Genomic DNA, 24,851 nt, shown 5'->3' on the forward strand with positions numbered 1-24,851 from the left:
CGCTTGCCGCGCCCCGCCGGTGCGCCTACCGTCTCTCGGCGCCGAGACGAGCGGAGAAGGACGGGTTTCATGGCGATCCATTTCACCGAACAGGAACTGGCCGAGCGGCGCGCCGCGGCGTGCAAGGCGATGGCGGCCGACGGCCTCGACGGGCTGCTGATCTTCCGTCAGGAGTCGATGTACTACCTGACCGGCTACGACACCTTCGGGTTCGTCTATTTCCAGTGCCTCTATCTGGGCGCCGACGGAGAGATGTTCCTGATGACGCGCGCGCCCGACCTGCGTCAGGCGCAACATACCTCTGTGATCGACGACATTCACATCTGGGTCGATCGGGAAGGCGTCAATCCCGCGCGTGAATTGCGCGATCTGCTTCACCAGCGCCGGCTTTCCGGCAAGAAGCTGGGGGTGGAATGGGAGAGCTACGGCCTGACCGCCGCCAACGGCCGCAAGCTGGAGCACGCGCTGGACGGCTTCTGCGACCTGGTCGACGCCTCCACGCTCGTCTCGCGTTTGCGCCTGGTGAAGAGCCCGGCGGAGCTGGACTATGTCCGCCGCGCCGCGGAACTCGCCGACGACGCCTATGATCGCGCCTATGAGCTGGCCGGCCCCGGCGCCGACGAGGGCGCGATCCTGGCCGCCATGCAAGGGGCGGTGTTCGAAGGGGGCGGCGACTACGCCGGCAACGAATTCATCATCGGCTCGGGCCGCGACGCGCTGTTGTGCCGCTACAAGGCCGGCCGGCGCAAGCTGGACGCCCAGGATCAGTTGACCCTGGAGTGGGCGGGGGTCTATCGCCACTACCACGCCGCGATGATGAACACCTTCCTGATCGGCGAGGCCTCGGACGAGCATAAGGCGCTGCACGCGGCGGCCGAGGAGGCGATCCTCGCCTGCGAGGCGATGCTGAAGCCCGGGTCGACCATGTCGGACGTCTTTCACGCCCACGCCCGCACTCTCGACGCCCACGGGCTGAAGGACCACCGCATGAACGCGTGCGGCTACGCGATGGGGACCTGCTTCGCGCCGAACTGGATGGACTGGCCGATGTTCTATGACGGCAATCCGGTGGAGTTGAAGCCGGGCATGACCTTCTTCATCCACATCATCATCGCCAATTCCGACGCGGGCCGCGCGATGACGTTGGGGCGAAGTTCGATCGTCGGCGAAACCGGGCCGGAGGTTCTTTCCAAGCGCCCGCTCGACCTCGTCGTCCGGTAGGTCGGAAGGGCGCCCGCCATGCCCTGGTTGATCCAGCTTTTCGTGATCTCGCTGTTGCTGATGATGGTGGGCTGCTTTGTATTTTAGGGCGCTTGCGCTGCTGCTCGCGCTGCTGTCGGCCGTCGCCTGCGGCCCGGTGCCCAAACCGTTCGCGCAGCCGGCGCCGGTCAAGGCGGAGAACCCGTTGCTCGCCATGCCGGACAGCATCGGCGTCACGGTCGCCCCGCCGATCGACGGCCCGTCCGATCTGACCGGCCCGCTGGCCGAGCGCACGGCCGAACGGTTGCGCTGGGCCGGCGTCCCGGCGAGCACGGGACCAGGGCTTAGCGGCGGCTATCTCCTGGAAGGGCGAACGCGACTGGAGGGCGGCCGGGCGATCGTCGCCTGGCGGCTGACCGATCCGTCGGGCGAAACGACGGCGGCGCCCGAGGTGAGCGCGCCCGCTAGGCGCGGCGAATACGAAGCGGGGGCGGACGCGTTGCTCGCCGCGCTGTCGAAGGTAAGCGCATCGGCGGTGGCGGAAGCTCTCGCCTCGCCCAGCGCGCGGGCCCTCGCGGACCCTGCAGCCGACGCCGGCCCCGATCGCGCGGACGCGATTTTCGTTATGGGGGTGGAGGGGCCGGCGCCCGGCCCGGCGGAGGAGCTGAACAGGGCCCTCGCCGCGCTGCTTGAGGATCTGGGCGCGCCGCTGACCGGAGACGAAGGCGCGGCGACCCTGCTGATCCAGGGCGCCTACGCCGTCGCCCCGGGAGAGGGGGACGCCGAGGGCGTGCGGCTTAGCGTCGACTGGTGGCTCCTCGCCCCGGACGGGTCGGTGGTCGGCACGCTCTCGCAGGAAAACGCGGTTCCCGACGATCCCAGCCGCACAGGCTTCGGCCCGCTCGCCTACGACATCGCCTACCCGGTCGCCGACGCCGTCGCGCGCTCGCTGCAGGCGGAGTGAGTAGGACGGCCCCGACCGAGCGTTTACACCCTCCGGCCCGCTTGCTATATCGGGCGCGCCTTGGGCGCAGCGGTTGGGGGAAGAGGGAGGCCGCCCGCGCGTCGAAGGCGTAGCCGGGCCGCGGAAGCCGCACGCCGCCCGGCGGCCCGTCTGGTCGCCCGTCTGGTCGCATTGGGGAAGCGCATCGCATGAAAATTCTCGCTGGGAACTCGAACCGGCCGCTGGCCGAGGCCATCTCCGCGTATCTCAACGTCCCCCTCACGAAGGCCTCGATCCGGCGCTTCTCCGACATGGAGATATTCGTCGAGATCTTGGAGAACGTGCGCGGCGAGGACGTTTTCGTCGTCCAGTCGACGAATTTTCCGGCGAACGACAATCTGATGGAGTTGCTGGTGATGATCGACGCGCTGCGCCGAGGCTCGGCGCGTCGGATTACGGCGGTGATTCCCTACTACGGCTACGCCCGCCAGGACCGGAAGACCGGCCCGCGCACGCCGATTTCGGCCAAGCTGGTCGCCAACCTGATCGAGAAGGCGGGCGCCAACCGCGTCCTGACGATCGACCTGCACGCCGGCCAGATCCAGGGCTTCTTCGAGGTGCCGACCGACAACCTCTTCGCCCTGCCGGTGCTGCACAACGACCTGCAGGAGAGCATGAACGAGGAGGAGGAGATGCTGGTCGTCTCCCCCGACGTCGGCGGGGTTGTGCGGGCTCGGGCGCTCGCCAAACGCCTCGAATGCGACCTCGCCATCATCGACAAGCGGCGCGAGAAGGCCGGCCATTCGGAGGTGATGAATATCATCGGCGAGCCGGAGGGGCGGCGCTGCGTCCTGATCGACGACATCGTCGACAGCGCGGGCACCCTGTGCAACGCCGCCCAGGCGCTGATGGACGCGGGCGCTAAGAGCGTCTCGGCCTACGTCACCCACGGCGTGCTGTCGGGCGGCGCGGTCGCGCGCGTCTCGGCCTCGCCGCTGGAGAGTCTTGTGATCACCGACTCGATCATGGCGACCGAGGCGGTGCGGGTCTCGCAGACTGTCCGGCAAGTCTCCATCGCCCCGCTGCTGGCCGAGGCGATCCGCCGGATTTCCGAAGAAAAATCGGTTTCCAGCCTGTTCGATTGAGTGTAAAAGACCGCCGCTTTCCGCATGACGGCGCGGGCCTGACGCCGACGGCCGCTTCGAGGACGAGGCGGCCGCGCCGTTTTTTTGGGCGGGTTGCGCTCGCGGATCAAGTCCGGCGCCGACACCCCTGGAGGTCGGGCCGGGATCATGACGCCAAGCAGATGATAGGAGCGTTGGCAAATGTCTGAGCAAGCTGTTCTTCCCGCCGTCGTGCGGGATCGGGCTGGCAAGGGGGCGGCTCGTGCGGTGCGTCGGGCGGGGATGGTTCCCTGCGTCGTCTACGGCGCCAGCAAAGACCCCCAGATGATCTCCATCGAACCGCGCCACCTGATGCGCGAGCTGATGGCCGGTCATTTCTACAACACCGTCTACGACGTCGAGGTCGAGGGCGGCGCGAAGGAGCGGGTGCTGCCGCGCGACATGCAGCTGCACCCGATCACCGACCTGCCGCTGCATGTCGACTTCCTGCGCGTCAGCAAGTCGACCAAGATCACCGTCGCCGTGCCGGTCACCTTCCTCAACGAGGAGGAGAGCCCGGGGCTGGAGCAGGGCGGCACGCTGTCCGTCGTGCGCTACGAGGTCGAGGTCTACTGCGCCGCCGACGACATTCCCGAGACGTTGGAGTGCGATCTCACCGGCCGCGAGATGGGCGATACGATCCATATCTCCGATCTGAAGATGCCGAAGGACGTGGTTTCCGCCATCACCGACCGCGATCCGGTCGTCGCCAACATCGAGGCCCCGCGCTCCGAAGAGGCGATCGAGGAGATCGAGGCCGAGGACCAGGAGGCCGGCGAGGAGTACGGCGCCGAGTCCGAGGAAGCGGCCGAAGAGGGCGCTGAGGGCGGCGAGTCCGAGGGCGACGGCGAGGGCGAGTCCGAGGACGAGTCCAAGGAGTAACCCTCCCGCGGAGAAGGAGCCGGTCCCATGCGTCTCCTCGTCGGTCTCGGCAATCCGGGTCCGAAATACGAGGCCAACCGGCACAACATCGGATTCATGGCGGCGGACCTGCTGGTCCGCCGTTATGATTTCGGTCCGTGGCGCGCGCGCTTCCAGGCCCAGGTGGCGGAAGGGACGCTCGGCGGCGAGAAGGTTCTCGTCATGAAGCCGACGACCTTCATGAACGAGTCCGGCCGCGCGGTCGGCGAGGCCGTGCGCTTCTTCAGGTACGCGCCGGACGACGTGCTCGTGATTTATGACGAGCTCGACCTCGCGCTCGGCAAGCTGCGCGTCAAGCAGGACGGCGGCCACGGCGGGCATAACGGCTTGAAGTCGCTCGACTCGCATATCGGCAAGGCCTACTGGCGCCTGCGTCTGGGGATCGGCCATCCGGGCTCGAAGGAGCAGGTGATCGCTCACGTGCTGGGCGATTTCTCCAAGAGCGAGCGGCGGACCGTCGACCAAGTGCTGGAGGCGACGGTCCGCCACATGCCGCTGTTGGTCGAGGGCAACGCGCCCGACTTCATGTCGAAGGCCGCGCAGGACGTCGCCCCGCCGCGCGCCGACGCGCCCGCAAAGCCGGCCGGAGGCGCCGACGCCCAGACGCCGTCCAAGGGCAAGTCGGCCGCCCAGCGTCTGCTGGAGGCGCAGGCGGACGACGCGCCCAAGAGCGGCGGGTTGGGCGGCGCGCTCAAGAACCTGTTCAAGAAGGATTAGAGGATCCGATGGGCTTCAATCTCGGCATCGTGGGACTGCCCAATGTGGGCAAGTCGACGCTGTTCAACGCGTTGACGGAGACCCAGGCCGCCCAGGCCGCCAATTTCCCCTTCTGCACGATCGAGCCCAACACCGGCCGCGTCGCGGTGCCGGACGAGCGGCTTGAGAAGCTGGCCGAGCTCGCGAAATCGGCGAAGGTGATCCCGACGCAGTTGGAGTTCGTCGACATCGCCGGGCTCGTCAAAGGCGCATCGAAAGGCGAGGGCCTCGGCAACCAGTTCCTCGCCAACATCCGCGAGGTGCACGCCGTCTGCCACGTTCTGCGCTGTTTCGACGAGGGCGACGTGACCCATGTCGAGGGCTCCGTCGACCCGATCCGCGACGCCGAGACGGTCGAGACCGAATTGATGCTGGCCGATCTTGAAAGCCTGGAGCGCCGCATCGTCCCGCTCGAGAAGAAAGCGAAGTCCGGCGAAAAGGACGCCAAAGCCGAAGTCGCGGTGATGCAGAAGGCGCTCGATCTGCTGCGCGACGGCAAGCCCGCCCGCCTCGCCGAGATCGAGGCCGAGGAGCGTCCGATCTTCAAGCGCCTGATGCTGCTGACCGCCAAGCCCATCCTCAATATCTGCAATGTCGAGGAGGAGGCGGCCGCCGAAGGCAACGCCCATTCCGCGCGCGTCTTCGAGCGCGCGGCCGCCGAGGGCGCGCAGGCCGTCGTCATCTCCGCGGCCATCGAATCGGAGGTCGCCCAACTCGACGACCCCGCGGACAAGGCGGAGTTCCTGGGCTCGATGGGACTTGAGGAGACCGGCCTATCCAAGGTCATCAAGGCGGGCTATCGCCTGCTCGACCAGATCACCTTTTTCACCGCCGGTCCGAAGGAGGCGCGGGCCTGGACCGTGCGTCGCGGCGCGAAGGCGCCGGAGGCGGCGGGCGTGATCCATACCGACTTCACCCGGGGCTTCATCGCGGCCGAGACGATCTCCTATCCCGATTACGTCGCCTGCGGCGGCGAAGCGCAGGCGAAGGAGACCGGCAAGATGCGCCTGGAGGGGCGCGACTACGTCGTCCAGGACGGCGACGTGTTCCATTTTCGCTTCAACGTTTGAGGCGCGGGCGTCGCGTCGAGACTATCTGAAAAGGAGACGGGCCGTGGAGATTTCCGTTCGGGTGTCGCCGGGAGAGCTGTTGGACAAGGTCTCGATCCTGGAGATCAAGCGCGAGAAGATCGGCGATCCTGAAAAGCTGGCCAATGTCGAGGCGGAGATCCGCGCGCTGAAGGGACCCTATGACGCCGTGGTCGGCGCCGACGCGCGGCTGGTCGATCTGTATCGCGCGCTGGTCGAGGTCAATTCGCAGCTTTGGGAAATCGAGGACGACATCCGCGTGTGCGAAGCGCGCAAGGATTTCGGCGACGCCTTCATCGGGCTCGCCCGCGCGGTCTACCGCACCAATGACAAGCGGGCGGCGATCAAGAAGGAGATCAATCTGCTGCTGAACTCCGACTTGGTCGAAGAGAAAAGCTACGAAGAGTATTGAGGGGCCGAGCCCGTGGCGATCCTCTTCATCACCTCCACGCACATCGGCGATGCGATCCTCAGCACGGGCGTGCTCGACCATCTGCACAAGCGCTATCCGAACGACGGCGTTACGATCGCCTGCGGCGCGCCGGCGGCGAAGGTCTTGCGCGCGGCCCCGAACCTCGAGGCGTTGCACGTCGTCCGCAAGCAGAAGAACCACCGCCATTGGTGGGAGCTGTGGAAGAAGATCGCCGGCAAGCGTTGGCGGGTCGTCGTCGACCTGCGTCGCTCGGCCATGCCTTGGGTTTTGTGGGCGGGCGCGCGCTACACTATCCCGAAGGATCGCGCCGGCCTGCACAGGGTGGCGCTGAACGCCGCCACGCTTGGTTCGCCGCCGCTCGATCCGGTCGTGTGGACTGAGCCCGCGGACGCGCTCGAGGCGGATCGCGCGCTGGCGGGCGCGCGGCGTCCGATCGCGCTCGCGCCCGGCGCCAATTGGCGCGGCAAGATCTGGCCGACCGAAAATTTCGCCGACCTCGCCCGGCGCCTGCGCGCGGCGGACGGCCTCGCCGCGGGCGCGGACCTCGCCCTGATCGGGGCGGAGGGAGAGCGCGAGGCCGGCCGCGCCGTCTTCGAGCAGGGCGGCGGCGGTCGAATCGTCGACGGCTTCGGACTCGACGTGCTGGCGACCTTTGAGCTCTTGAAGCGCTGCAGCCTCATGGTCGGCAACGATTCGGCGATGATGCATCTGGCCGCAGCGGCCGGAATCCCGACGATCGGACTGTTCGGTCCGACCAAAGACGACCAGTACGGACCCTGGGGGCCGAACGGTTTCGTCGTCCGCACCCCCGAATCGGTTTCGGAGTTGGTCGACTGGGACGGCTACGACACCACGACCACGGACACGATGATGGGCAACCTGACCGTCGACAGCGTCCTGGAGCGGATCCGCGACCTCGCCGAACGTCGCGTCTTCGTCCCCTGATAGGCAGGCCTATGCGAACGGGCCGTCCGGGTCGGGCGACACCAGATCGACGAACCCGTTGGGCGTTCCGAAACCGAGATCCGCGAAGCGGCGCTCGATCAGGTGCGCGCATTGGAACGAGGCTGTGTCGTAATCGCTCGGCGACGGGTGGGCGAGCGGCGTGTCGACGAACAGCAGATGCGTCGCCGGGGCCGTCGCATCCTCGGCCAGCAACGGAAGGCCGACTGCTTCGCAATACCGCCAGACTCCGCTTGCGAACACCTGCCGGGTGCGCGCCAGCATCGCGCAGGGCGTCTCCGCGCAGGCTCTGAAGGCGGCCAAAGCGTGCGAGCGCCGCTCTTCCGGCACGAACTCCAGATAGCAGCGCCCGACCGGGTTGGTTCGAAAGTGCTCCTTGATCGTCTCTCCAGCGATGCGGAACACCACCCGCGCAGGATCGCGGACGTCATAAAGAACGGCGTTCGCAAGGTCCCGGCCGATTTCGGTTGGATCGAACCCGATCTTGCGCGGAAGGCGGCCGCCGTTCTGCGTCAGCAATCGTCGATAGACCCGAACGACCCGCTTGGCCGCGTCGGTTGTGGTGTAGGCCTCCAAAGCCTCTAGCGAGGCGAGCGCCGCCGCCTCCCGGCGACGCCAAGTCGTTGTTGGTTCCGGCGATGCGAGCATTCGACGTTCTGTTCCAGATTCTACTTTGGCCGGACTATCCAAGACGGCGCGGAAAGAGGCCAGTCCTTTTTCCCCTCCGCCTTCCCCTCGGGGGGCTTGGTGTTCTTTACCTCGCCGGTGATTTCATCAGTCGTATGCGGGTGTCGAGGGTGATCGTCGCGACGCGGCGGCCGGCCTCCCGTCGGCTCGGCGGCGCGCCGACGCTTGATTATTCCCGGCGCTCTCCATAAGTTTCGCCTCATCGCGCCGCAGGGATGCGCCTTGCGGGCGGAATGGGCGAGCGCGCGCAGGCGCGTGCGCCGGCAGACGGGGGAAGAGCGTCGGCCATGGGTGCTGAAGCTTCCGCGCCGCGCATTGCGGCGAGCGACATGACGGCTTCCGGCGTCGGTCTCACGGCCGCGTTCCGGAAACCCAAGACCACGGGAACCCGTTAGGGCCTCCCGGAACCGACACCGTCTTCGCCGCGCCATCACGACCAAGCGATGAGAAAAGACGATCGGGCCGGGAGATCTCCCCGGCTTGGCCCTCATTGAGGCCGCGGGAGCGCCCCTGAAACCGGATGAGAACGAGACCCGCGCCGAGCCGGGCGCGATCGCCCTTCGGGGGAAGACATGGCGCCTGGGGCTCAGGCCCGCGCCGCAAAGCAGGGACCCAGGCCCGCGCCGCAAAGCAACGGAAGAGAGTGAGAAAGATGGGATATAAAATCGCCGTCGTCGGCGCCACGGGCAATGTGGGCCGCGAGATCCTCAAAATCATGGCCGAGCGCGATTTCCCGGCCGACGAGGTCGTGGCGCTCGCCTCCTCGCGCTCGGTCGGGACCGAGATCAGCTACGGCGACGACAAGGTCGTGAAGGCCCAGAACCTGGCCGACTTCGACTTCTCCGGCGTCGACATCGTTCTGTCCTCTCCGGGCGCGAAGGTGTCGGCCGAGTACTCGCCCAAGGCCGCCGCCGCGGGCGCGATCGTGGTCGACAACACGAGCCACTGGCGGATGGATCCGGACTGCCCCTTGGTGGTCCCGGAGGTGAACCGCGCCGCGCTGAAGGAATGCCGCAAGAAGGGCATCATCGCGAACCCCAATTGCTCGACCATCCAGATGGTGGCCGCGATGAAGCCGCTGCACGATCTGGGGACGATCAAGCGCTGCGTGGTGTCGACCTACCAGTCGGTCTCGGGCTCGGGCCGCGAGGGGATGGACGAGCTCTTCAACCAGACGCGCGCGATCTACGTCAACGACCCGGTCGAGAAGAACAAGTACCCCAAGCAGATCGCGTTCAACGTGATCCCGCACATCGACGTCTTCATGGACGACGGGAGCACGAAGGAGGAATGGAAGATGGTGGTCGAGACCAAGAAAATCCTCGACCCCAAGATCAAGGTGCACGCCACCTGCGTGCGCGTGCCGGTCTTCATCGGCCACGCCGAGGCGGTCAATCTGGAGTTCGAGCGCGAGGTCACGGTCGAGGCGGCGCGCGAGGCGCTGTCCAATGCGCCGGGCATCGTCGTCTTCGACAAGCGCCAGGACGAGGGTTATGTGACGCCGGAGGAGTGCGCCGGCGAGGACGCGGTCTATGTCAGCCGCATCCGTGAGGACTCGACGATCGAGAACGGCCTGAGCCTTTGGGTGGTCGCGGACAATCTGCGCAAGGGCGCGGCGCTCAACACCGTGCAGATCGCCGAGTGCCTGATCGAGGACGGTTACGTCTGAGGCGGCCGGACGGCCCCAAGCCCCCTCGACCGCCCGATCCGCAGCGGGTTAGACTGCCCGCCATGAGTGACGAGGGGGATGGGGCCGACGCCCCGACGCAGGCGCCGGAAAACGGCGCGGGGGACGGCGGGGCCGCGGCGACGCGCGCGTCCACGGCCCGCGTCACCGCGACGGCTCGGCCCGTCGGCGGCGAGGAGATCCGCCGTCAGGTGGAGCGCGCCGTACGCCTGCAAAGCGCCGGCAAGGTTGAGGAGGCGCTCGCCGCCTACCGCGCCGTCCTCGCCCGCGATTCCTACATTCCCGCCGCTTGGATCAATCTGGGCGTGCTGCTGCGCCGCACGGGACGGATGGCGGCGGCGGTCGCCTGTCTGAAGCGCGGGGTCGCGCTCAAGCCTTACGACGGCTCGGCGTGGTCTAACCTCGGCAATGCGCTGCGCGCGGCCGGCCGCTATGAGGAAGCGGTGCGCGCGCACGGCCGGGCGCTCGAACTCACCTCGGGCTCGGCCCAGCTGCATTACAACATGGCCCTGGCCCAGCGCGACGTAGGCTATCTGGAAGAGGCGCTGCACGCCTTTCGGCGCGCCGAGATGCTGGGATACGCGAAGCCTGAGCTGACATGGGACCGGGCGCTTACCTATCTGCTGCAGGGAGATTTCGCCAACGGCTTCGAGCAATACGAAGCGCGGTGGAGCCTGCCTGAGGCCGCGCGGCGCCAGTTCGACTGCCCGGTCTGGGAGGGCGAGGGCGATTTGGACGGGCCGCTCCTCGTCTGGGCCGAGCAGGGCTTCGGCGACACGCTGCAGTTCTGTCGCTACCTGCCGTCGCTCAAGGCGCGCGGGATTGAGCGCCTTATCGTCGAAGTGCAGGGGCCGATCGCTCGGCTGCTGCAGGAGACGCCGGCCTTCGAGGGCGTCACGGTCGTCGCCCGCGGGGCCCCCTTGCCCAAGGCGGCGGCGCACGCGCCGCTGCTGAGCCTGCCGCGCGTCCTGGGGACGACGCTTGAGACGATCCCGGCGGGAACGCCTTATCTCACACGTCCGGCGGCGATCCCGGCGCGCCGCGCGCCGGTCGACGTGCTGAATGTCGGCCTGTGCTGGGCGGGAAAGCCCAGTCACCGGAACGACCGCAATCGGTCGGTCGGGGCGGGGGCCTTCATGGCGCTCTTCGACCTTCCCGGCGCGCGCTTCCAATCGTTGCAGAAAGGACCTGGCGCGCGTCAGATCGCCGAGCACGGGCTGGAGGCGTTGGTCGAAGACGTCGGCTCCGGCCTTAAAGATTTCGCCGAGACGACCGCCGCGATCGAGGCGCTGGATCTGGTGATCACCGTCGACACCTCGATCGCCCACCTGGCCGGGGCGATGGGTAAGGAGGTGTGGGTCGTCTTGCCCTACGCGCCCGATTGGCGGTGGATGCTGCACCGCGACGACAGTCCCTGGTACCCCTCGATGACGCTCTACCGTCAGACCAGCCCCGGCGATTGGGACGAGGTCTTCGCCCGCGTGCGCGGCGCGTTGGCCGGACGAATTTCCGACAAGTTGCGCGCACGCGCCTGACGGCGCGCTTGATCCATATCACGCGCGTGCAACCAAGCGCAGGGTAGGATGGCGGCCTCATGAGCATCTTGGACCGTGCGACGGCGCGGGCGGCGGCTTTCCATGCACCAACGAGACGAGGATCCTGAAGCCGGGCTCAGTCAGGCGGAGGCCGAGCGGCGGCTGGCCGCCACGGGTCCCAACCGCCTTCCGGAGCCCAAGCTGGCGGGACCGTTGCGCATTTTCGCGCGTCAGTTCCTCAACCCCTTCATCTACATTCTGATCGTCGCAGGGCTGTTGTCGCTCGTCATCGGGCAGCTCCCCAGCGCGATCTTCATCGCCGCCGTGCTGCTGCTGAACGCCGTGATCGGCGCGATCCAGGAGTATTCGGCGCAGAAATCGGCGTCCGCGCTGCGCCGCATGGTGCGCGGCACGGCGCATGTGATCCGCGACGGGCTGGCCAGGACGATCGACGTCGAGGCGCTGGTCCCCGGCGATCTCGTCCTGCTGGCCTCGGGCGACAAGACGCCCGCAGACATCCGGCTGATCGAAAGCCGCAATCTCGCCGTCGACGAAAGCATGCTGACCGGCGAAAGCCTGGTGGTGACGAAGGCCGCCGACGCGCCCTCCGCACCCGACGCGCCGCTGGCCGAGCGCTTCGACCGCTGCTTCGCCGGCTCCATCGTCACCCGCGGGCGCGCCCGCGGGGTGGTGGAGGCGACCGGCCTCAAGACCCAGATCGGCTCGATCTCCAAAGTCGTCAGCGCCGCACGTAAGAGCGAGCCGCCCCTGATGATCCGGGTGCGCCGCTTCACCTATCAGGTGGCCGCTGGAATCCTGGGCGCGATCGCGCTGCTTGTCGCCTTGATGCTGCTGAAGGGCGGCTACGACGGGCGCGAGATGGCGTTGATGAGCGTCGGTCTCGCCGTCTCGGCCATCCCCGAAGGCCTGCCGGCGGCGCTCACCGTCGCGCTCGCCATCGGCATGGCGCGGATGGCGGAGCGCAGCGTCATCATCCGCAAGCTGGTGGCGGTGGAGGCGCTCGGCTCCTGCACCTTCATCTGCTCGGACAAGACGGGCACGCTGACCGTCAACGAGCTGACCGTCCGAAAGATCGCGCTGCCGGGCGGGAGCGTGTGCGAAGCCGCCGGAGAAGGCGTCGGCCCCGGCGCCGTAGACGCCCAAGGCAAGGAGGAGCGGCTGCGTGAGATCTGCGTCACCGGCGTGCTCGCGAACGAAAGCTATCTCGACTATTCCGGCGGCGAGTGGGTTTCGGACGGCGACATCGTCGACGTCGCCTTCCTGGTGCTGGCCAAGAAGCTGGGGCTGTCGCTTCGGGAGATCCGGGAGCGCGAGCGGCGCCTGGACTTGATCCCTTACGAATCCGAACGCGCGCTGTCAGGCAGCCTGACCCGACAAGCGGGCGAGGACGGGGCCAGCCTGCATGTCAAGGGCAGCCCGGAGAAGATGCTGGCGCTCTCCACGCACATGCTGACCGAGGCCGGCCGGGTCGAGATCGACCGCGCCGCGATCGAAGCCCAGTTCGAGGATCTCGCCGCCGACGGCTACCGGGTGATCGCGCTGGCCCGGCGCGAGTCGCTGCCGGTCGACGACGCGCTCGAGGAAGGCGGCGCGCTTACGCATCTCTCCGCGCTCACCTTCCTCGGCATGGTGGCGATGATCGATCCGATCCGCCCCGACGCCAAGGAGGCCGTCGCGCGCTGCCGCGCCGGCGGCGTGCAGGTGGCGATGGTGACCGGCGACCATCCGGCGACGGCGCGCGCGATCGCGCGCGACCTGAACCTGATCGAGGGCGACGAGCCGGTCGTCACCGGCGCCCAGATCCGCGAGACGCCGCCCGAGCGGCTCGAGGCGCTGATCGGCCCGGCGCGCGTCTTCGCGCGGATCGAGCCGATGCAGAAACAGACCATCGTCGAGACCTTCATGGCCCAGGGCCATTTTGTCGCCGTGACAGGCGACGGCGTTAACGACGCCCCCGCCATGCGGCGCGCCAACGCCGGCGTGGCGATGGGCAAGCGCGGCACCGACGTCGCCAAGGAGGCGGCGGACCTGATCATCACCGACGACAAGTTCTCTTCCATCGTCGCCGGGATCGAGCAGGGGCGCATCGTCTACAACAACATCCGCAAGGTGATCGCGCTGCTCATCGCCACCGGCGTCTCGGCGCTGCTGCTCTTTTTCCTGACGGTGCTGGCGGGGTTGCCGATGCCGCTGACGGCGGTGCAGCTGTTGTGGCTCAATCTGGTCGCCAACGGCCTGCAGGACGTCGCGCTCGCCTTCGAGCCGAAGGAGGGCGGCGAGCTCGCCCAACGCCCGCGCAAGCCGAGCGAGCCGATCTTCGAACGCCGCATCGTCGGACACGTCCTCGTCACCGGCTCGACCATGGGGCTGCTGGCCTTCGGCGTCTTCTGGCACCTGAACGCGACCGGCGTCCCGATCGAGGAGGCGCGCAATCTGACGCTGATGCTGATGGTGCTGTTCGGCAACATCCACGCGCTCAGCTCACGCTCCGAGACGCGCTCGCTGTTCTCCATGCGCCTCTTCGCGAACCCGTTCCTGGCGCTCGCCGTGCCGACCGCGCAATTGGTCCACATCGCGGCGATGTATGTCCCGGGCTTGAGCGACGTGCTCGCGCTCTCGCCCATCGGCCTGCAGGAATGGGGGACGCTGTTGCTGGTCGCGCTCGGCCTGCTCGCGGTCGAGGAGGCGCACAAGGCCGCGTTGCGGCGGGGACGAGCGCGCTGACGGGTCAGCCGACGGGCTGGGCGGGATCCTTGGGCATGCCGATCGCGACCCAGCGTTTGACCGTATCGACGTCGGCGATGTCGAGCGGCCCGCCCGGCGGCATGGCGTGCGGCTTCACCGCTTCCGGTCTGCCGTCTACGATCGCCCAGGCGTCGCCGGCCGCGTTGCGCCGCCAGCCGTCCAGCACGACGGCGATCAGCTCGCCGAAACGAACGACCGACTCGTAGTCGTCGAGATAGATCCGGAAGGCGCCCTCGTCATTGGTCAGCACCATGCCGTTCATGCAGCCCGCCCCCGCTTGGAGGATCGTTTCAACATCGGCCCAGGAGGGGTCGCTCATCAGTCTTCTCCCGCGTCGGTGCGGCGAACGGCGCCTTAGCGCCCCGCCAAGAGGGAAAGTCGGCCGAAAGAGAGATTAACGTCCGGCCCCGAAACCACCGCCGTCAGAACCCATACCTGGCCCTCAAGGGCGGGGAGCAGGGATTGCATGGGCTCTGACAGATCCAGGAAGAGCGGCTTCGCCGGCGCGTGGGCGCCGGCGTCCGATTGGCCGGATCCCCAATAGCCCCGACTTGCGACGATGAAGCGCTCCCGGAAGGCCCTATCGGCCATGTCGGGCGTCACGTTCGGCGGATGGAAGTAGAAGTCGACCGCGAAGCTGACGTCGGCGGCTCCGTTCGGACGGGCGAACTGAACGGAGGCGTTTCGAGTGTCCGCATTGAGCGCGACGGGCAGCTGCGCGATTTGGGTCGGTTGACCGAGGTCGGGGTTGTTGAAGCCGTCGCCGGCGAGCCGCGCGAACGGACTTTGCGCCGAAGCGCCGAAGCGCACGGCGCCGGTCGTCAGGTCGGCGATCAGATCGCGCGGCGGCAGGCGGTCTTGGGGTTTCACTTCGAAACCGAAGCCGAGCTGCGTCGTGTCGAGATAGATTCTGGCGCGGCCCATCGAGGGGACGGCGCCGGCGTTCTCGTGACCGGGAGCGGGAGTGATGCTGGTCGGCTGCGTACCGCGGAGGAATTGATCGAGCGAGGTCATCGTGCCCGCGCCGTTTTCGCGCAACCAGAATTCCAGAATCAGGTCGATATAGGCGTGAAAGCTCCAGAATCCCGGGTCCAGCGCCGCCGTCGTCGGGTTGGCCATGTCGCCGCCGAAGTAGAAGGCGTGCATGAGATCATGCTGGGCCGATTCGAACTCGCCCTTCCCGCCGGTCGGATGCGCCTGCGGATATCCGCCGAACCGGGGCCAGTCGCCGCCATAGATCAGCGCAGCCGTCAGCCGCGCGCTGGTCGCGCCTTCCAGCCGTTCGCGCTCCTCGGGGAGCAGCGCGTGGTGCAATCTGTTCTCGTGGTAAAGCGGGGAGGTCGGATCCTCGAACGCCTTAGGATAGCGGGCCCCCGAAGGCGGGCGCGTCCAGTTCCAGAAGGGGACCGCGACATCGGCCGTGCTCGGGCCGGTCAGCCCTTCCGGGTCGGTCGCGCGCAGCAACTGCTCGAAATAGTAGAACTGTGCGCGATGCCAGAGTAGAAAGATGTCCTTGCCGTGTTCGCACATGCCGGGATTGGCGAGGATGCGGTCGGGCGGCGGCTCTCCGCGATCGCAGAACAGCGGCGTCGGCTCCGTCACCGTGCTCGGATCTTTGGGAACGAAGATTTTCATGCAGTTGTGGATCCAGGCCTGCCACAAATAGCCCTCTTCGTCGTAAGGGTCGGCCTGGTTTCGATCCTTCAGGATCTGCACCGCGTGCTCGTAGGCCGCCAGCTCCGCGGCCGTCAGGTCGTCAATGTTCTTGCGCAGCGGCGCGTCGCCGTTTTGCGCCCATCCGACAGAGGAGGCCGCGAACATCAGACACAGCGCAACGGCGAGACGGCGGGTCCAATCCGGCATGCGACGCTCTCCCCCGGCTGGACGACAGCCCGCCCTCCCCAGGGCGATCGGAAGCCGCGTCCGCCGGCCCCAGGATAGGCCTCGCAGCGTCGAAAAAACACCTTAAAAATGATACTAATCATAAATGCTCGCAATGGGCGATAAACGCTTTAACCCAAGCGATGCGCCTCGAACCGGCGCGGCGGGTCGACCAGCTTGTCCTGGGCCGCGACGAGCGCCAACTCCCGTCGGCCGCGCGCCCTCGTCTCCTCCAGCACTGCGAAGACCGAGGAGGCGGTCCGCGCCAGCGCCTCGTGCGCCGGGGTCCCGCCCAGCCACCAGCCGGCGAACAGCGCCGCCGTCAGGTCGCCCGCGCCGTTCGGCGGGTGGTCGAACGGCAAGCGAGGCGTCTCGATCAGCCAGGCGCCCTCGGGCGCGGCCAGCAGCATCTCGATCGCGCCCTCGGGCGCGCCGCGCCGCTCGAGGCTGGTGACGACCACCACGTCGGGGCCGCGCGCGCGCAGGCTGTCGGCGGCGGCGCGGGCGTCGGCCAGGGTCTCGACCCGCCGGCCGGTCAGCACCTCCAGCTCGAAATGGTTCGGCAGCGCGGCGTCGCAAGCGGGAATCGCCCGATCCCGCATGAAGGGCGGGATGCTGTCCGCCACGTACAGGCCGCCGTGCCGGTCGCCCATCACCGGATCGCAGACGTAGCGGGCTTTCGGGTTCGCGGCGCGCGCCTCGGCGACGGCGGACAGGATCGCATCGCCCAGCGCCGCCTCCCCGACATAGCCGGAGACGACGCCGTCGCATGCGCCCAGCGCTCCGCGTTCGCCAAGGCCGGTCAGCACGGCGCGCACGGTCTCCACCGGCGTGACCGCGCCGCGAAAGGCGCCGTATCCCGGATGGTTCGAGAACAGCACCGTGTGCACGGGCCAGACGTCCCAGCCCATACGCTGCAACGGAAAGACCGCAGCCGAGTTGCCGACATGGCCGAAGGTCACATGGCTTTGGATCGACAGCAGGGGCATCGGGCGTCAGGCGGGTTGAGGGGCTTGAGGCGGGCGTCCGCGCGAACTTTAATGCCTGCGTCCGCGCGCCGCCAGCCGCATTCGGCCGGTCCATCGGAGGAGCAGCCGTCCCCGTGCCCCCCATCGCCCCGGCAATCGCCCCCAACAATCTGAAGGGCGCCGCCTATGTGACGCTGTGCTGCGCCTTCATCGCCGGCTCGACCCTTTGCGCGAAGGCGCTGGGCGCGGCGCGCCTGATCGAGATCGAGGGCCTTCTGCAGGAGGCCGCGCGGATGCACCCGTTGCAGATCGCCTTCGGTCGGTTTTTCTTCGGCTTCTTGCTGCTGCTGCCTTTCGCGTTGTGGCGTCGACCCAGCCTGAAAGGCGCGCCGTGGCGCCTGCACGTCGCGCGGGTCGCCGCCGGATGGGCGGGCGTCAGCCTGATGTTTGCGGCCGTCAGCGTCCTGCCGCTGGCCGACGCGACCGCGATCAGCTTCCTCAATCCCTTGTTCGCGATGGTCTTCGCGCTCCTCTTCTTGGGCGAGCGGGTGGGACCCTGGCGCTGGACGGCGGCCGCGATCGCCTTCGCCGGCGCGGCCGTGGTGACGCGGCCGGGGACGGCCGCCTTCGACCCGGCGGCGCTGTTGGCCTTGGCGGCGGCCGCGGCGATCGGGCTTGAGCTGCTGTTCATCAAGATGCTGTCGGACCGCGAGCCGATCCTTCGCATCCTTTTGATCAACAACGGCTTGGCGGCGCTGATCGCCGGCGCGGCGGCGCTCTTCGTCTGGCGGGCGCCCAGCGCCGAGCAATGGCTGCTGATGGCGGGGACCGGCGTCTTCATGGTGACGGCGCAAAGCCTCAATCTGCGCGGCATGGCCGTCGCGGAGGCGAGCTTCATCGCCCCCTTCTTCTACGCGACGCTGCTCTACGCCGCGCTCTACGACTGGCTTTTCTTCGCGGAAGTTCCGGCTTGGACCACGGGGCTGGGCGCAGCGCTGATCGTCGGCGGCGCGATGATCCTGGGCTGGCGGGAGCGGCGCGCGGGCCTCAAGCCCGTCTTGAAGGCGGGACGTCCGCCCGTATAGTCCGGGCGGCATCCGCCGCGCATTCAGGAGGCCCGACCCATGGCTGCAGACGTCCGCCCCCGCCGTTCCATGCTCTACATGCCGGGATCGAACCCGCGCGCCCTGGAGAAGGGGCGAAGCCTGCCCGCCGACGCCCTGATCCTGGATCTGGAGGACGCGGTCGCCCCCGATGCAAAGGAGGCGGCGCGCGCGGAGATCGTCAACGCGCTGGGGCGAGGAGGGTACGCCCCGCGCGAGGTGCTGGTGCGGATCAACGGGCTTGAGACCCGCTGGGGTCGTGCGGATCTTGCGGCGATGGCGACGGCCGGCGCGGACGCCGTGCTGCTTCCGAAGGTGGAGAGCGCCGATCAGGTGCGCGCGGCGTCGATCGCGCTCGCCGACGCCGGCGCGCCTGAGGGTTTGGCGATCTGGTGCATGATAGAAACCCCGCTCGGCGTGCTGAAGGTCGAGGAGATCGCGGCCGCCGACGCGCGTCTCGCCGGTCTGGTGATGGGGACGGCGGACCTCGCGCGGGCGCTGCATTGCCGCCACACGGCCGACCGCGCGCCCTTCCTGACCAGCCTCAGCCGCGTGGTGCTGGCGGCGCGCGCGTACGGGCTGGCGGCGATTGACGGGGTGTTCCTCGATCTCGACGATATGGCGGGCCTGGAAGCGGAGTGCCGTCAGGGCCTCGATCTCGGCTTTGACGGCAAGAGTCTCTTCCATCCCAAGACGATCGAGACCGCGAACCACGTCTTCGGTCCGAGCGGCGCGGAGATCGAAGAGGCTTGGGCCGTAATCGACGCCTTCAAGGCGGCCGAGGCGGAGGGGAAGGGGGTCGTGGTCCTGAACGGCAAGCTGGTCGAGAACCTGCACGTCGAGAACGCGCGCCGCCTGCTGGCGTTGGCCGAGGAGATCGAGCGACGCGACGGCTAGGCCGCAAGCGCGCGCTCCGGATGACGCCGCCCGCCGCCGGTGCTATGAGGGAGCCGCGACTATCAGGGAGAGCCAAGCGATGAGCGAGACCGACGTCCAAATGCGCGCGAAATCCACCCGCGGCCGCGTCTTCGAGGATTTCAGCCTGGGCGAGGTGATCGAGCACGCCACCCCCCGCACCATCGGGGAGGGCGACGTCTCGCTCTATCACGCGCTGACGGGCAATCGCTTCACGCTCCAGGTCTCGGACCCGTTCGCCCGCGACGTCGGCTATCACGCCGCGCCGATCGACGATCTGCTGGTCTTCAACATCGTCTTCGGCCAGTCGGTGCCGGAGATCAGCCGCAACGCGGTCGCGAATCTGGGCTATGCGGAGGTCGATTTCCTGGCCCAGCTCTATGAGGGCGAGACCGTGCGCGCGCGCTCGGAGGTGATCGGCCTGAAGGAGACGTCCTCGGGCGAGACGGGCGTCGTCTATGTCCGAACCGAGGGGCTAGACCACCGCGGCGCCGTGATCCTGCGCTTCGTGCGCTGGGTGATGGTGCCGACGCGCGCCGGCGCCGCGGCCAAGGGCAAGTCGGGCGCAGTGCAGGATGCGGAGCCCGCGCTGGCGCGCCAGGTCGCGCCGCTGACGGTGCCGCGCCATCGTCTGAACAAGTTCTGGAGCGATCGCGACACCGGCTCCCCCCATCGCTGGGAGGATTACGAGACGGGCGAGAAGATCGACCATCTCGACGGCGTCACCATCGAGGAGGCGGAGCACATGATGGCGACCCGCCTCTATCACAACGATTCCCGGCCGCATTTCGACGGCCATGCGATGAAGTCGACGCCGTTCGGCCGACGCATCGTCTATGGCGGGCACGTGATCTCGATCGCCCGCGCGCTGACCCACAACGGGCTCGCCAACGCCTGCATCGTCAGCGCCATTCACGGCGGGCGGCACGCCAACCCGACCTTCGCGGGCGACACGCTCTACGCTTGGACCGAAATCGTGGAGAAACAGTCGCTCGACCGGCGCGACGATATCGGGGCGCTGCGCCTGCGCACGACGGCGACCAAGAATACGCCCTGCGCCGACTTCCCGCGTTTGCCGACTGAAAAGGGCGGCAAGAAGGACGCGGCCGGCGAAGCGATCGTCCTCGAACTCGACTACACCGTGATCGTGCCGCGCCGCGCCTAGGCCGGAGCGGCCGGGCTCATTCCGGATCGTCCGCCCAGGCGGGCGCGCCGGCCGCGATCTTCATCAGAAGCGCGCTCAGCGTCGCCCGCTCCGCGCCGCTCAACGGGGCGAGCATCGCGCTCTCCCGAGCCGATGTCTGCGGCAACAGGCGATCCAGTACGGCGCGCCCTTGCGGCGTCATCGCCAATTCTTTGCGCCGACGGTCGGCGGCGCTCACCGATCGCCGGATCAGCGACTTTTGAATCAATCCGGTGACCGCGCGGCTGATCGAATTCTTCGGCCGTCCGGTCGCCAGACAAACGTCTTGGGCGGTTAACCCGTCAGTCGCCTGGGATAGGCAGAACAGCACCAGGAATTCTCCGCGCGAGACGCCCTCTCCCTCCTCGAAGGCCTTGTAGAGCGGCCCGGTGAAGACGTTGGCGACGAAGCTCAGGCGCCAAACGTCGCGAACGGGATTGTCGCGCAGCATCTGCGCGGCAAGCGGACCGAACCGCGCGGCCACATCGGCGAGCGCGGGATCGACGTCCGGTTGACGATCATCCTTAGGCATAGGGAGAGTCTAGCAGCGCTTAGTCCCGCTTGGAACTTGTTATTGGTTCCATGTGGGACTAATATACGCCGAACGCGCTTGGACGAAGCCGGCTGAACCGGACGACAAAGCGCGACGCCGGGAGAAACGCCGGGCGGGCCTGCGCAGGCCGCGGCCCGGCCCCAAGCTGGGAGAAACGCCATGATCCGACATCTGCGCTTCGGCGCGCTTGCGGCCGTCGCGGCCGTGGCCGCGCCCCTGTTCACGACCCAAGCGGCCGAGCTCCGCATGATCGGGGGATTTCCGGAAAACTTCGTCTTCACCACGGAAATCGCCCACCCCTTCATGAAGCGGGTGGAGGAGGAAAGCGGCGGCGCGCTGACCGTCAGCCTGCAGGGTCCCGACGCCGTCCCGACCTTCGAGCAGTTCGAGCCGGTCCAGGCCGGCGTGTTCGACCTGCTGTTCACGCACCCGGCCTATCACGCCGGCGTCAGCGCGCTCGGGCTGTCGATCGACGCGATCGACCCCGATCCGGCGAAGCGGCGCGACGCCGGGGTGATCGCCTTCATCGACGATCATTACCGTCAGCATAATCTGAAGCTGATCGCCGCCCCGGCGACGGGCTCCGAAGGCTTCCGCTACTTCATGAAGGCGCCGATTGAGGGGACGCCCGCGATGCAGGGGCTGAAGATCCGCGGCACCGTCAGCTATCATCCGATGATCGAGGCGCTGGGCGGCACGCCGGTCGTGATGTCGGGCGGCGAGGTCTACTCCGCCCTGCAGAAGGGCGTGATCGACGGCGCCGCCTGGGGGCTGACGGGGGCGAAGGACTTCAAATGGTACGAGGTGGCGGACTACATGGCCGATCCGACCTTCGGGCAGGTCGGGGTCATGATCTTCATGAATCTCGAGTCCTGGGAGGCCCTGTCGGCAGAGGAGCAGGCGATGCTGACCCGCGTCGGTCGCGAGATCGAGACGGCGAGCGTCGAGCGCTTCGATCTGTTGGCCAAGGAGGAGACGGCCGCGCTGCTCGATCTCGGCATGAAGATGACCGCCTTCGCGCCGGAGGAGGCCGAGCGCTTCGACGCGCTCTGGGCCGACGGCGTCTGGTCGGTCTCGACCGCCAAATCGGATGCGGCGACGGAGCTTCGCGCGCTGGCGCAGGAGGCGGGGCTGACGCCCTAGGCCGCCGGCAGGCGAAGGCTGCGCGCCGATGAGCCGTCCTGCATCCGCGCTCTTTTCCGCCGCTCTCGACGCGCTCGCCCGACTGTCTTTCGGGGCGGCCGGCGCGGCGCTGGCGGGGATCGTCGGGCTTTATGTCCTGGAGGTCGGGCTGCGGTATTTCTTCGCCGCGCCCACCACCTGGTCGCAGGAGTGGATCGGCTATCTGTTGTTGGCCGTCATCTTCCTGGCGGCGCCGGACATAACCCGTCGCGGCGCCCATATCGCGATCGACCTGCTGGCCGAACGGCTGGCGCCGGAGCGCGGCCGGCTCCTCGCCCGTCTGGGCGCGGCGCTCGGCGCGCTGGTCGCCGGGAGCGCCGCGGCGATCGTCAGCGGCGAAGCCTGGACCCAGGCGGAGCGCGGCGTCATGACCAACGCCGCCCATCCGATTCCGCGCTTTCTGCTGACGACGATCATCGCATACGGGCTGGGCGTCTCCGCGTTGTTCTTTCTGCGCCGGGTCGTGGGCGAGCGCGTCCGCAACGCCGCATCGTCGGAGCCGGGCGCATGAGCTGGCCCTTTGCGCTGGGCGGGGCGACCGGTCTGCTCGCGGCTGTGATGTTGGCGGGCGCGCCGGTCTTCATCGCCTTTCTGACGCTCAATCTCGCAGGCCTGAGCCTGCTGATCGGGCCGCGCGGCTTCGGGCTGTTCGCGAACAGCCTTTACCAGACCGCCACCTCCAGTTCGCTCGCGGCGATCGCTCTATTCGTCTTGATGGGCGAAATTCTGTTCCGATCCGGGGCGATCGAAATCCTGTTCGATTCGATCGACCGGTTGATCGGGCGCGTGCGCGGCCGGCTTTACGTGGTGACGATCGCGTTGTCGACGCTGTTCGGCGCGCTCTCGGGCTCGGCGGTCGCGGTGGCGGCCATGCTGGGTCGCTCGCTGCTGCCCTCGATGGCGGCGCGCGGCTACGATCGCCGGCTGGCGGCGGCGACGATCCTGTCGGGCGCAAGCCTGGCGCCGATCATCCCGCCGAGCCTGCTGGCGATCATCGTCGGCTCGATGGCCGACGTCTCGATCGCGGGTCTGCTGATCGCCGGCGTCGCGCCCGGGATCGTGCTGGCCGCATTGACGCTGGGCTATGTGGCGCTGCGCGTCGCGCGCGGCGCGCCGGCCGGGCGGGTGGAGGAGGGGCGCCCGCCGGCGGCCGGGTCGGCCGCGCTCGCCGAGGCCGCGGCGGATCGGCCGCAGGCGCCGCGCCTCACCGTCGCCCGAGCGCTGCTCAATCTGGCGCCCTTTTCACTGACCGTCTTCGCGGTGATGGGCTTGATCCTTTTAGGGGTGGCGACGCCCTCGGAATCGGCGGCGACCGGGGTGGTGGGAGCCTGCCTCACGGCGGCGGTCTTCCGGCGTTTCTCCCTCGCCATGCTGCGCGAGGCGTTGGCCTCGACCGTCACGATCGCAGCGGCGATTTTGCTGATCATCTGTTCGGCCAAGCTGTTCAGCCAACTCCTGTCCTTCTCCGGCGCGACGCGGGGGTTGGTGGAGTTGGCCGGCGCGTCGGCGCTGGGACCCGATCTGACCGTGCTCGTGATGATGCTGATTCCCCTGATTTTGTGCATGTTCATCGACCAGATCGCCTTCATGCTGCTGGCGATCCCCATCTACGAACCGATCGTTGAGAGCCTGGGCGTCGATCCGATCCTGTTTTGGACGCTTTTCCTAATCAACTTGACCGTCGGAAGTTTGACGCCGCCGTTCGGCTACACGCTGTTTGCGCTCAAGGGCGCGGCCGGCGGGGCGTTGAATTCGGCCGACGTCTTCCGGGCCGCCTGGCCGGTGGTGGGGCTGTTCCTGACCGGGATGGCGTTGTTCTGGTTCGCGCCGGGGCTTGTGCTGTGGCTCCCAGGACTGTTGTGAGGAAGGGAAGGGCCGCGATGCCGGACCAAAGCGCGGAGTCGAGGGCGGCGTGGCGCGCGCATGACGGGGCGCAGACGCTTTGGGTCGATCAACCGGCCGTCCCGGGTCTGCGTCTCTTCCTGCGTCGGCGCGCGGGGCCGGGCGAGCCCGTGCTGTTCGTCCACGGCGCGACGCTCGGCAGCCGACTGTTCGACATTCCCCATCCCGGCGCCAGTTGGATGCAGGCGCTGGCGGCCTGCGGCTTCGACGCCTACGGCGTCGACGTACGCGGCTATGGGCGCTCCCGGCCTGCGGACGGCTTCCCGACCGATCGTCCCTATGCGCGCGCCGGCGACGCGGTCGAGGACATCGCATGCGCGCTGGCCGCGATCCGCGAACGACGGGACGGGGCGCGCGTGCATCTGATCGGCGGTTCCTGGGGCTCGATCACCACCGCGCTCTACGCAAGCGATCCCGCCCGCGCGAGCGCGCTGGCGAGCCTCACCCTCTACGCCCCGATCTTCGCGGAGCGGAACCAGCCCTGGATCGACCTGATCGCCGATCCGGAGGCGCCGGATCGACCGAACCCGGCGCTCGGCGCCGCGCGCGCGGTGACGGAGGCCGACATGCGCGCGCGCTGGGACTCGGAAATCCCGCACCCCGATCCAACGGTCTGGCGCGATGAGGCTGTGTTCCGCGCGCTGATCGATGCGAGCCTCGCCGACGACCCGGGCGCCGCGACGCGCGATCCGCCCGCGTTCCTGGCGCCGAACGGAACGCTGCTCGACCTCTGGGAGACGTTCCACGGCCGGCCGCTTTACGACCCGACCCGAATCCGCACGCCGTCTCTGCTGCTGCGCGGCGGGGCGGATCCGACCTCCACCCGCACGGACGCGCTGGCCCTGTTCGACCGGCTCGGCGCGGCCGACAAGCGCTATCAGGAAATCGCCGGCGGCGCGCATTTCATCAGCGCCGAACGACGCGCCCGGCAGGTCTTCGCGGCCAGCGCGGGCTTTCTGGAGAGCATCGAGCGCGAGGCTTGAAGCGGCTTGAATCGAAAGACCCCGCCGCGCAGTGGGCGC

At 68.3% G+C, this 24,851-nt stretch carries 23 protein-coding genes; 18 read left to right on the forward strand and 5 right to left on the reverse strand.

Features of this window, described 5'->3' with window-relative positions:
- Positions 1 to 69 precede the first annotated feature (69 nt).
- From RIB45_RS07150 to RIB45_RS07185, 8 genes are all read left to right on the forward strand, one after another.
- Entirely contained in the window at positions 70 to 1,221 is a 1,152-nt protein-coding gene (locus tag RIB45_RS07150) for a M24 family metallopeptidase (RefSeq protein ID WP_350049556.1), read from the forward strand.
- A 76-nt stretch (positions 1,222 to 1,297) separates the two neighbouring features.
- The gene (locus RIB45_RS07155) at positions 1,298 to 2,164 is read left to right on the forward strand and encodes a hypothetical protein (RefSeq protein ID WP_350049557.1); all 867 of its coding nucleotides are present in this window, start codon (positions 1,298 to 1,300) and stop codon (positions 2,162 to 2,164) included.
- 188 nt (positions 2,165 to 2,352) lie between these two features.
- Positions 2,353 to 3,288, forward strand: a complete 936-nt coding sequence (locus tag RIB45_RS07160; RefSeq protein ID WP_350049558.1) for a ribose-phosphate pyrophosphokinase — start codon at positions 2,353 to 2,355, stop codon at positions 3,286 to 3,288.
- Between the two features lie 180 nt (positions 3,289 to 3,468).
- The gene (locus RIB45_RS07165; RefSeq protein ID WP_350049559.1) at positions 3,469 to 4,188 is read left to right on the forward strand and encodes a 50S ribosomal protein L25/general stress protein Ctc; all 720 of its coding nucleotides are present in this window, start codon (positions 3,469 to 3,471) and stop codon (positions 4,186 to 4,188) included.
- 27 nt (positions 4,189 to 4,215) lie between these two features.
- Positions 4,216 to 4,944, forward strand: a complete 729-nt coding sequence (gene pth / locus RIB45_RS07170; RefSeq protein ID WP_350049560.1) for an aminoacyl-tRNA hydrolase — start codon at positions 4,216 to 4,218, stop codon at positions 4,942 to 4,944.
- 8 nt (positions 4,945 to 4,952) lie between these two features.
- Positions 4,953 to 6,053, forward strand: a complete 1,101-nt coding sequence (gene ychF, locus RIB45_RS07175; RefSeq protein WP_350049561.1) for a redox-regulated ATPase YchF — start codon at positions 4,953 to 4,955, stop codon at positions 6,051 to 6,053.
- 43 nt (positions 6,054 to 6,096) lie between these two features.
- Positions 6,097 to 6,483, forward strand: coding sequence for a DUF6165 family protein (locus RIB45_RS07180; protein ID WP_350049562.1), 387 nt, complete (start codon positions 6,097 to 6,099; stop codon positions 6,481 to 6,483).
- Between the two features lie 12 nt (positions 6,484 to 6,495).
- Positions 6,496 to 7,449: a glycosyltransferase family 9 protein gene (locus RIB45_RS07185; RefSeq protein ID WP_350049563.1), complete on the forward strand. Its 954-nt coding sequence runs from the start codon at positions 6,496 to 6,498 to the stop codon at positions 7,447 to 7,449.
- Between the two features lie 9 nt (positions 7,450 to 7,458).
- On the opposite strand, the gene RIB45_RS07190 is transcribed toward RIB45_RS07185, so the two are convergent.
- Positions 7,459 to 8,115: a PAS domain-containing protein gene (locus RIB45_RS07190; protein ID WP_350049564.1), complete on the reverse strand. Its 657-nt coding sequence runs from the start codon at positions 8,113 to 8,115 to the stop codon at positions 7,459 to 7,461.
- Positions 8,116 to 8,806: 691 nt separating this feature from the next.
- Here RIB45_RS07190 and RIB45_RS07195 point away from each other — a divergent pair.
- From RIB45_RS07195 to RIB45_RS07205, 3 genes are all read left to right on the forward strand, one after another.
- Positions 8,807 to 9,823 carry an aspartate-semialdehyde dehydrogenase gene (locus tag RIB45_RS07195; protein ID WP_350049565.1) on the forward strand — a complete coding sequence of 339 codons (1,017 nt, stop codon included), beginning with the start codon at positions 8,807 to 8,809 and terminating at the stop codon, positions 9,821 to 9,823.
- 62 nt (positions 9,824 to 9,885) lie between these two features.
- The gene (locus RIB45_RS07200) at positions 9,886 to 11,376 is read left to right on the forward strand and encodes a tetratricopeptide repeat protein (protein ID WP_350049566.1); all 1,491 of its coding nucleotides are present in this window, start codon (positions 9,886 to 9,888) and stop codon (positions 11,374 to 11,376) included.
- A gap of 102 nt (positions 11,377 to 11,478) precedes the next feature.
- A complete protein-coding gene (locus tag RIB45_RS07205; RefSeq protein ID WP_350049567.1) occupies positions 11,479 to 14,121 on the forward strand; it encodes a cation-translocating P-type ATPase in 2,643 nt (880 codons plus the stop codon).
- A 4-nt stretch (positions 14,122 to 14,125) separates the two neighbouring features.
- Here the strand turns inward: RIB45_RS07205 and RIB45_RS07210 are convergent, their stop codons facing one another.
- From RIB45_RS07210 to pdxY, 3 genes are all read right to left on the reverse strand, one after another.
- Entirely contained in the window at positions 14,126 to 14,461 is a 336-nt protein-coding gene (locus tag RIB45_RS07210; RefSeq protein WP_350049568.1) for a hypothetical protein, read from the reverse strand.
- A 35-nt stretch (positions 14,462 to 14,496) separates the two neighbouring features.
- On the reverse strand, positions 14,497 to 16,005 hold the full coding sequence (locus tag RIB45_RS07215) for a tyrosinase family protein (RefSeq protein WP_350049569.1): 1,509 nt from the start codon (positions 16,003 to 16,005) through the stop codon (positions 14,497 to 14,499).
- Between the two features lie 149 nt (positions 16,006 to 16,154).
- Entirely contained in the window at positions 16,155 to 17,012 is an 858-nt protein-coding gene (gene pdxY, locus RIB45_RS07220) for a pyridoxal kinase PdxY (RefSeq protein ID WP_350049570.1), read from the reverse strand.
- A 113-nt stretch (positions 17,013 to 17,125) separates the two neighbouring features.
- Here pdxY and RIB45_RS07225 point away from each other — a divergent pair, with 113 nt between their 5' ends.
- The 3 genes from RIB45_RS07225 (at position 17,126) to RIB45_RS07235 (ending at position 20,174) form a co-directional block, all read left to right on the forward strand.
- Positions 17,126 to 18,076: a DMT family transporter gene (locus RIB45_RS07225; RefSeq protein ID WP_350049571.1), complete on the forward strand. Its 951-nt coding sequence runs from the start codon at positions 17,126 to 17,128 to the stop codon at positions 18,074 to 18,076.
- Positions 18,077 to 18,115: 39 nt separating this feature from the next.
- The gene (locus RIB45_RS07230) at positions 18,116 to 18,991 is read left to right on the forward strand and encodes an HpcH/HpaI aldolase/citrate lyase family protein (protein ID WP_350049572.1); all 876 of its coding nucleotides are present in this window, start codon (positions 18,116 to 18,118) and stop codon (positions 18,989 to 18,991) included.
- A 79-nt stretch (positions 18,992 to 19,070) separates the two neighbouring features.
- Positions 19,071 to 20,174 (forward strand): MaoC family dehydratase, encoded by a 1,104-nt coding sequence (locus tag RIB45_RS07235; RefSeq protein ID WP_350049573.1) that lies wholly within the window; start codon positions 19,071 to 19,073, stop codon positions 20,172 to 20,174.
- A 16-nt stretch (positions 20,175 to 20,190) separates the two neighbouring features.
- Here RIB45_RS07235 and RIB45_RS07240 read toward each other — a convergent pair whose 3' ends face one another.
- Positions 20,191 to 20,724, reverse strand: a complete 534-nt coding sequence (locus tag RIB45_RS07240; RefSeq protein WP_350049574.1) for a MarR family winged helix-turn-helix transcriptional regulator — start codon at positions 20,722 to 20,724, stop codon at positions 20,191 to 20,193.
- Positions 20,725 to 20,904: 180 nt separating this feature from the next.
- On the opposite strand from RIB45_RS07240, the gene dctP reads away from it, so the two are divergent.
- The 4 genes from dctP to RIB45_RS07260 are packed head-to-tail and all read left to right on the forward strand — an operon-like array spanning position 20,905 to position 24,812.
- Positions 20,905 to 21,888 carry a TRAP transporter substrate-binding protein DctP gene (gene dctP / locus RIB45_RS07245; RefSeq protein ID WP_350049575.1) on the forward strand — a complete coding sequence of 328 codons (984 nt, stop codon included), beginning with the start codon at positions 20,905 to 20,907 and terminating at the stop codon, positions 21,886 to 21,888.
- A 28-nt stretch (positions 21,889 to 21,916) separates the two neighbouring features.
- The gene (locus RIB45_RS07250) at positions 21,917 to 22,438 is read left to right on the forward strand and encodes a TRAP transporter small permease (RefSeq protein WP_350049576.1); all 522 of its coding nucleotides are present in this window, start codon (positions 21,917 to 21,919) and stop codon (positions 22,436 to 22,438) included.
- On the forward strand, positions 22,435 to 23,790 hold the full coding sequence (locus RIB45_RS07255) for a TRAP transporter large permease (protein WP_350049577.1): 1,356 nt from the start codon (positions 22,435 to 22,437) through the stop codon (positions 23,788 to 23,790). The genes RIB45_RS07250 and RIB45_RS07255 overlap by 4 nt, the downstream gene beginning before the upstream one ends.
- Positions 23,791 to 23,807: 17 nt before the next feature.
- Positions 23,808 to 24,812, forward strand: coding sequence for an alpha/beta hydrolase (locus tag RIB45_RS07260; protein WP_350049578.1), 1,005 nt, complete (start codon positions 23,808 to 23,810; stop codon positions 24,810 to 24,812).
- The last annotated feature ends 39 nt before the right edge of the window (positions 24,813 to 24,851 follow it).

Source organism: Marivibrio sp. (genome assembly GCF_040218065.1).
Taxonomy (GTDB): domain Bacteria; phylum Pseudomonadota; class Alphaproteobacteria; order UBA8366; family Aestuariispiraceae; genus Marivibrio.

Bases quoted from the DNA above. Each gene is read 5' to 3' on its own strand.
- RIB45_RS07210 (WP_350049568.1), bottom strand. From the start codon at position 14,461: ATGAGCGACCCCTCCTGGGCCGATGTTGAAACGATCCTCCAAGCGGGG.
- RIB45_RS07195 (WP_350049565.1), top strand. From the start codon at position 8,807: ATGGGATATAAAATCGCCGTCGTCGGCGCCACGGGCAATGTGGGCCGC.
- RIB45_RS07160 (WP_350049558.1), top strand. From the start codon at position 2,353: ATGAAAATTCTCGCTGGGAACTCGAACCGGCCGCTGGCCGAGGCCATC.
- RIB45_RS07250 (WP_350049576.1), top strand. From the start codon at position 21,917: ATGAGCCGTCCTGCATCCGCGCTCTTTTCCGCCGCTCTCGACGCGCTC.
- pth (WP_350049560.1), top strand. From the start codon at position 4,216: ATGCGTCTCCTCGTCGGTCTCGGCAATCCGGGTCCGAAATACGAGGCC.
- dctP (WP_350049575.1), top strand. From the start codon at position 20,905: ATGATCCGACATCTGCGCTTCGGCGCGCTTGCGGCCGTCGCGGCCGTG.
- RIB45_RS07215 (WP_350049569.1), bottom strand. From the start codon at position 16,005: ATGCCGGATTGGACCCGCCGTCTCGCCGTTGCGCTGTGTCTGATGTTC.
- RIB45_RS07165 (WP_350049559.1), top strand. From the start codon at position 3,469: ATGTCTGAGCAAGCTGTTCTTCCCGCCGTCGTGCGGGATCGGGCTGGC.
- RIB45_RS07240 (WP_350049574.1), bottom strand. From the start codon at position 20,724: ATGCCTAAGGATGATCGTCAACCGGACGTCGATCCCGCGCTCGCCGAT.
- RIB45_RS07260 (WP_350049578.1), top strand. From the start codon at position 23,808: ATGCCGGACCAAAGCGCGGAGTCGAGGGCGGCGTGGCGCGCGCATGAC.
- ychF (WP_350049561.1), top strand. From the start codon at position 4,953: ATGGGCTTCAATCTCGGCATCGTGGGACTGCCCAATGTGGGCAAGTCG.
- RIB45_RS07255 (WP_350049577.1), top strand. From the start codon at position 22,435: ATGAGCTGGCCCTTTGCGCTGGGCGGGGCGACCGGTCTGCTCGCGGCT.
- RIB45_RS07235 (WP_350049573.1), top strand. From the start codon at position 19,071: ATGAGCGAGACCGACGTCCAAATGCGCGCGAAATCCACCCGCGGCCGC.
- RIB45_RS07230 (WP_350049572.1), top strand. From the start codon at position 18,116: ATGGCTGCAGACGTCCGCCCCCGCCGTTCCATGCTCTACATGCCGGGA.
- RIB45_RS07190 (WP_350049564.1), bottom strand. From the start codon at position 8,115: ATGCTCGCATCGCCGGAACCAACAACGACTTGGCGTCGCCGGGAGGCG.
- pdxY (WP_350049570.1), bottom strand. From the start codon at position 17,012: ATGCCCCTGCTGTCGATCCAAAGCCATGTGACCTTCGGCCATGTCGGC.
- RIB45_RS07200 (WP_350049566.1), top strand. From the start codon at position 9,886: ATGAGTGACGAGGGGGATGGGGCCGACGCCCCGACGCAGGCGCCGGAA.
- RIB45_RS07150 (WP_350049556.1), top strand. From the start codon at position 70: ATGGCGATCCATTTCACCGAACAGGAACTGGCCGAGCGGCGCGCCGCG.
- RIB45_RS07205 (WP_350049567.1), top strand. From the start codon at position 11,479: ATGCACCAACGAGACGAGGATCCTGAAGCCGGGCTCAGTCAGGCGGAG.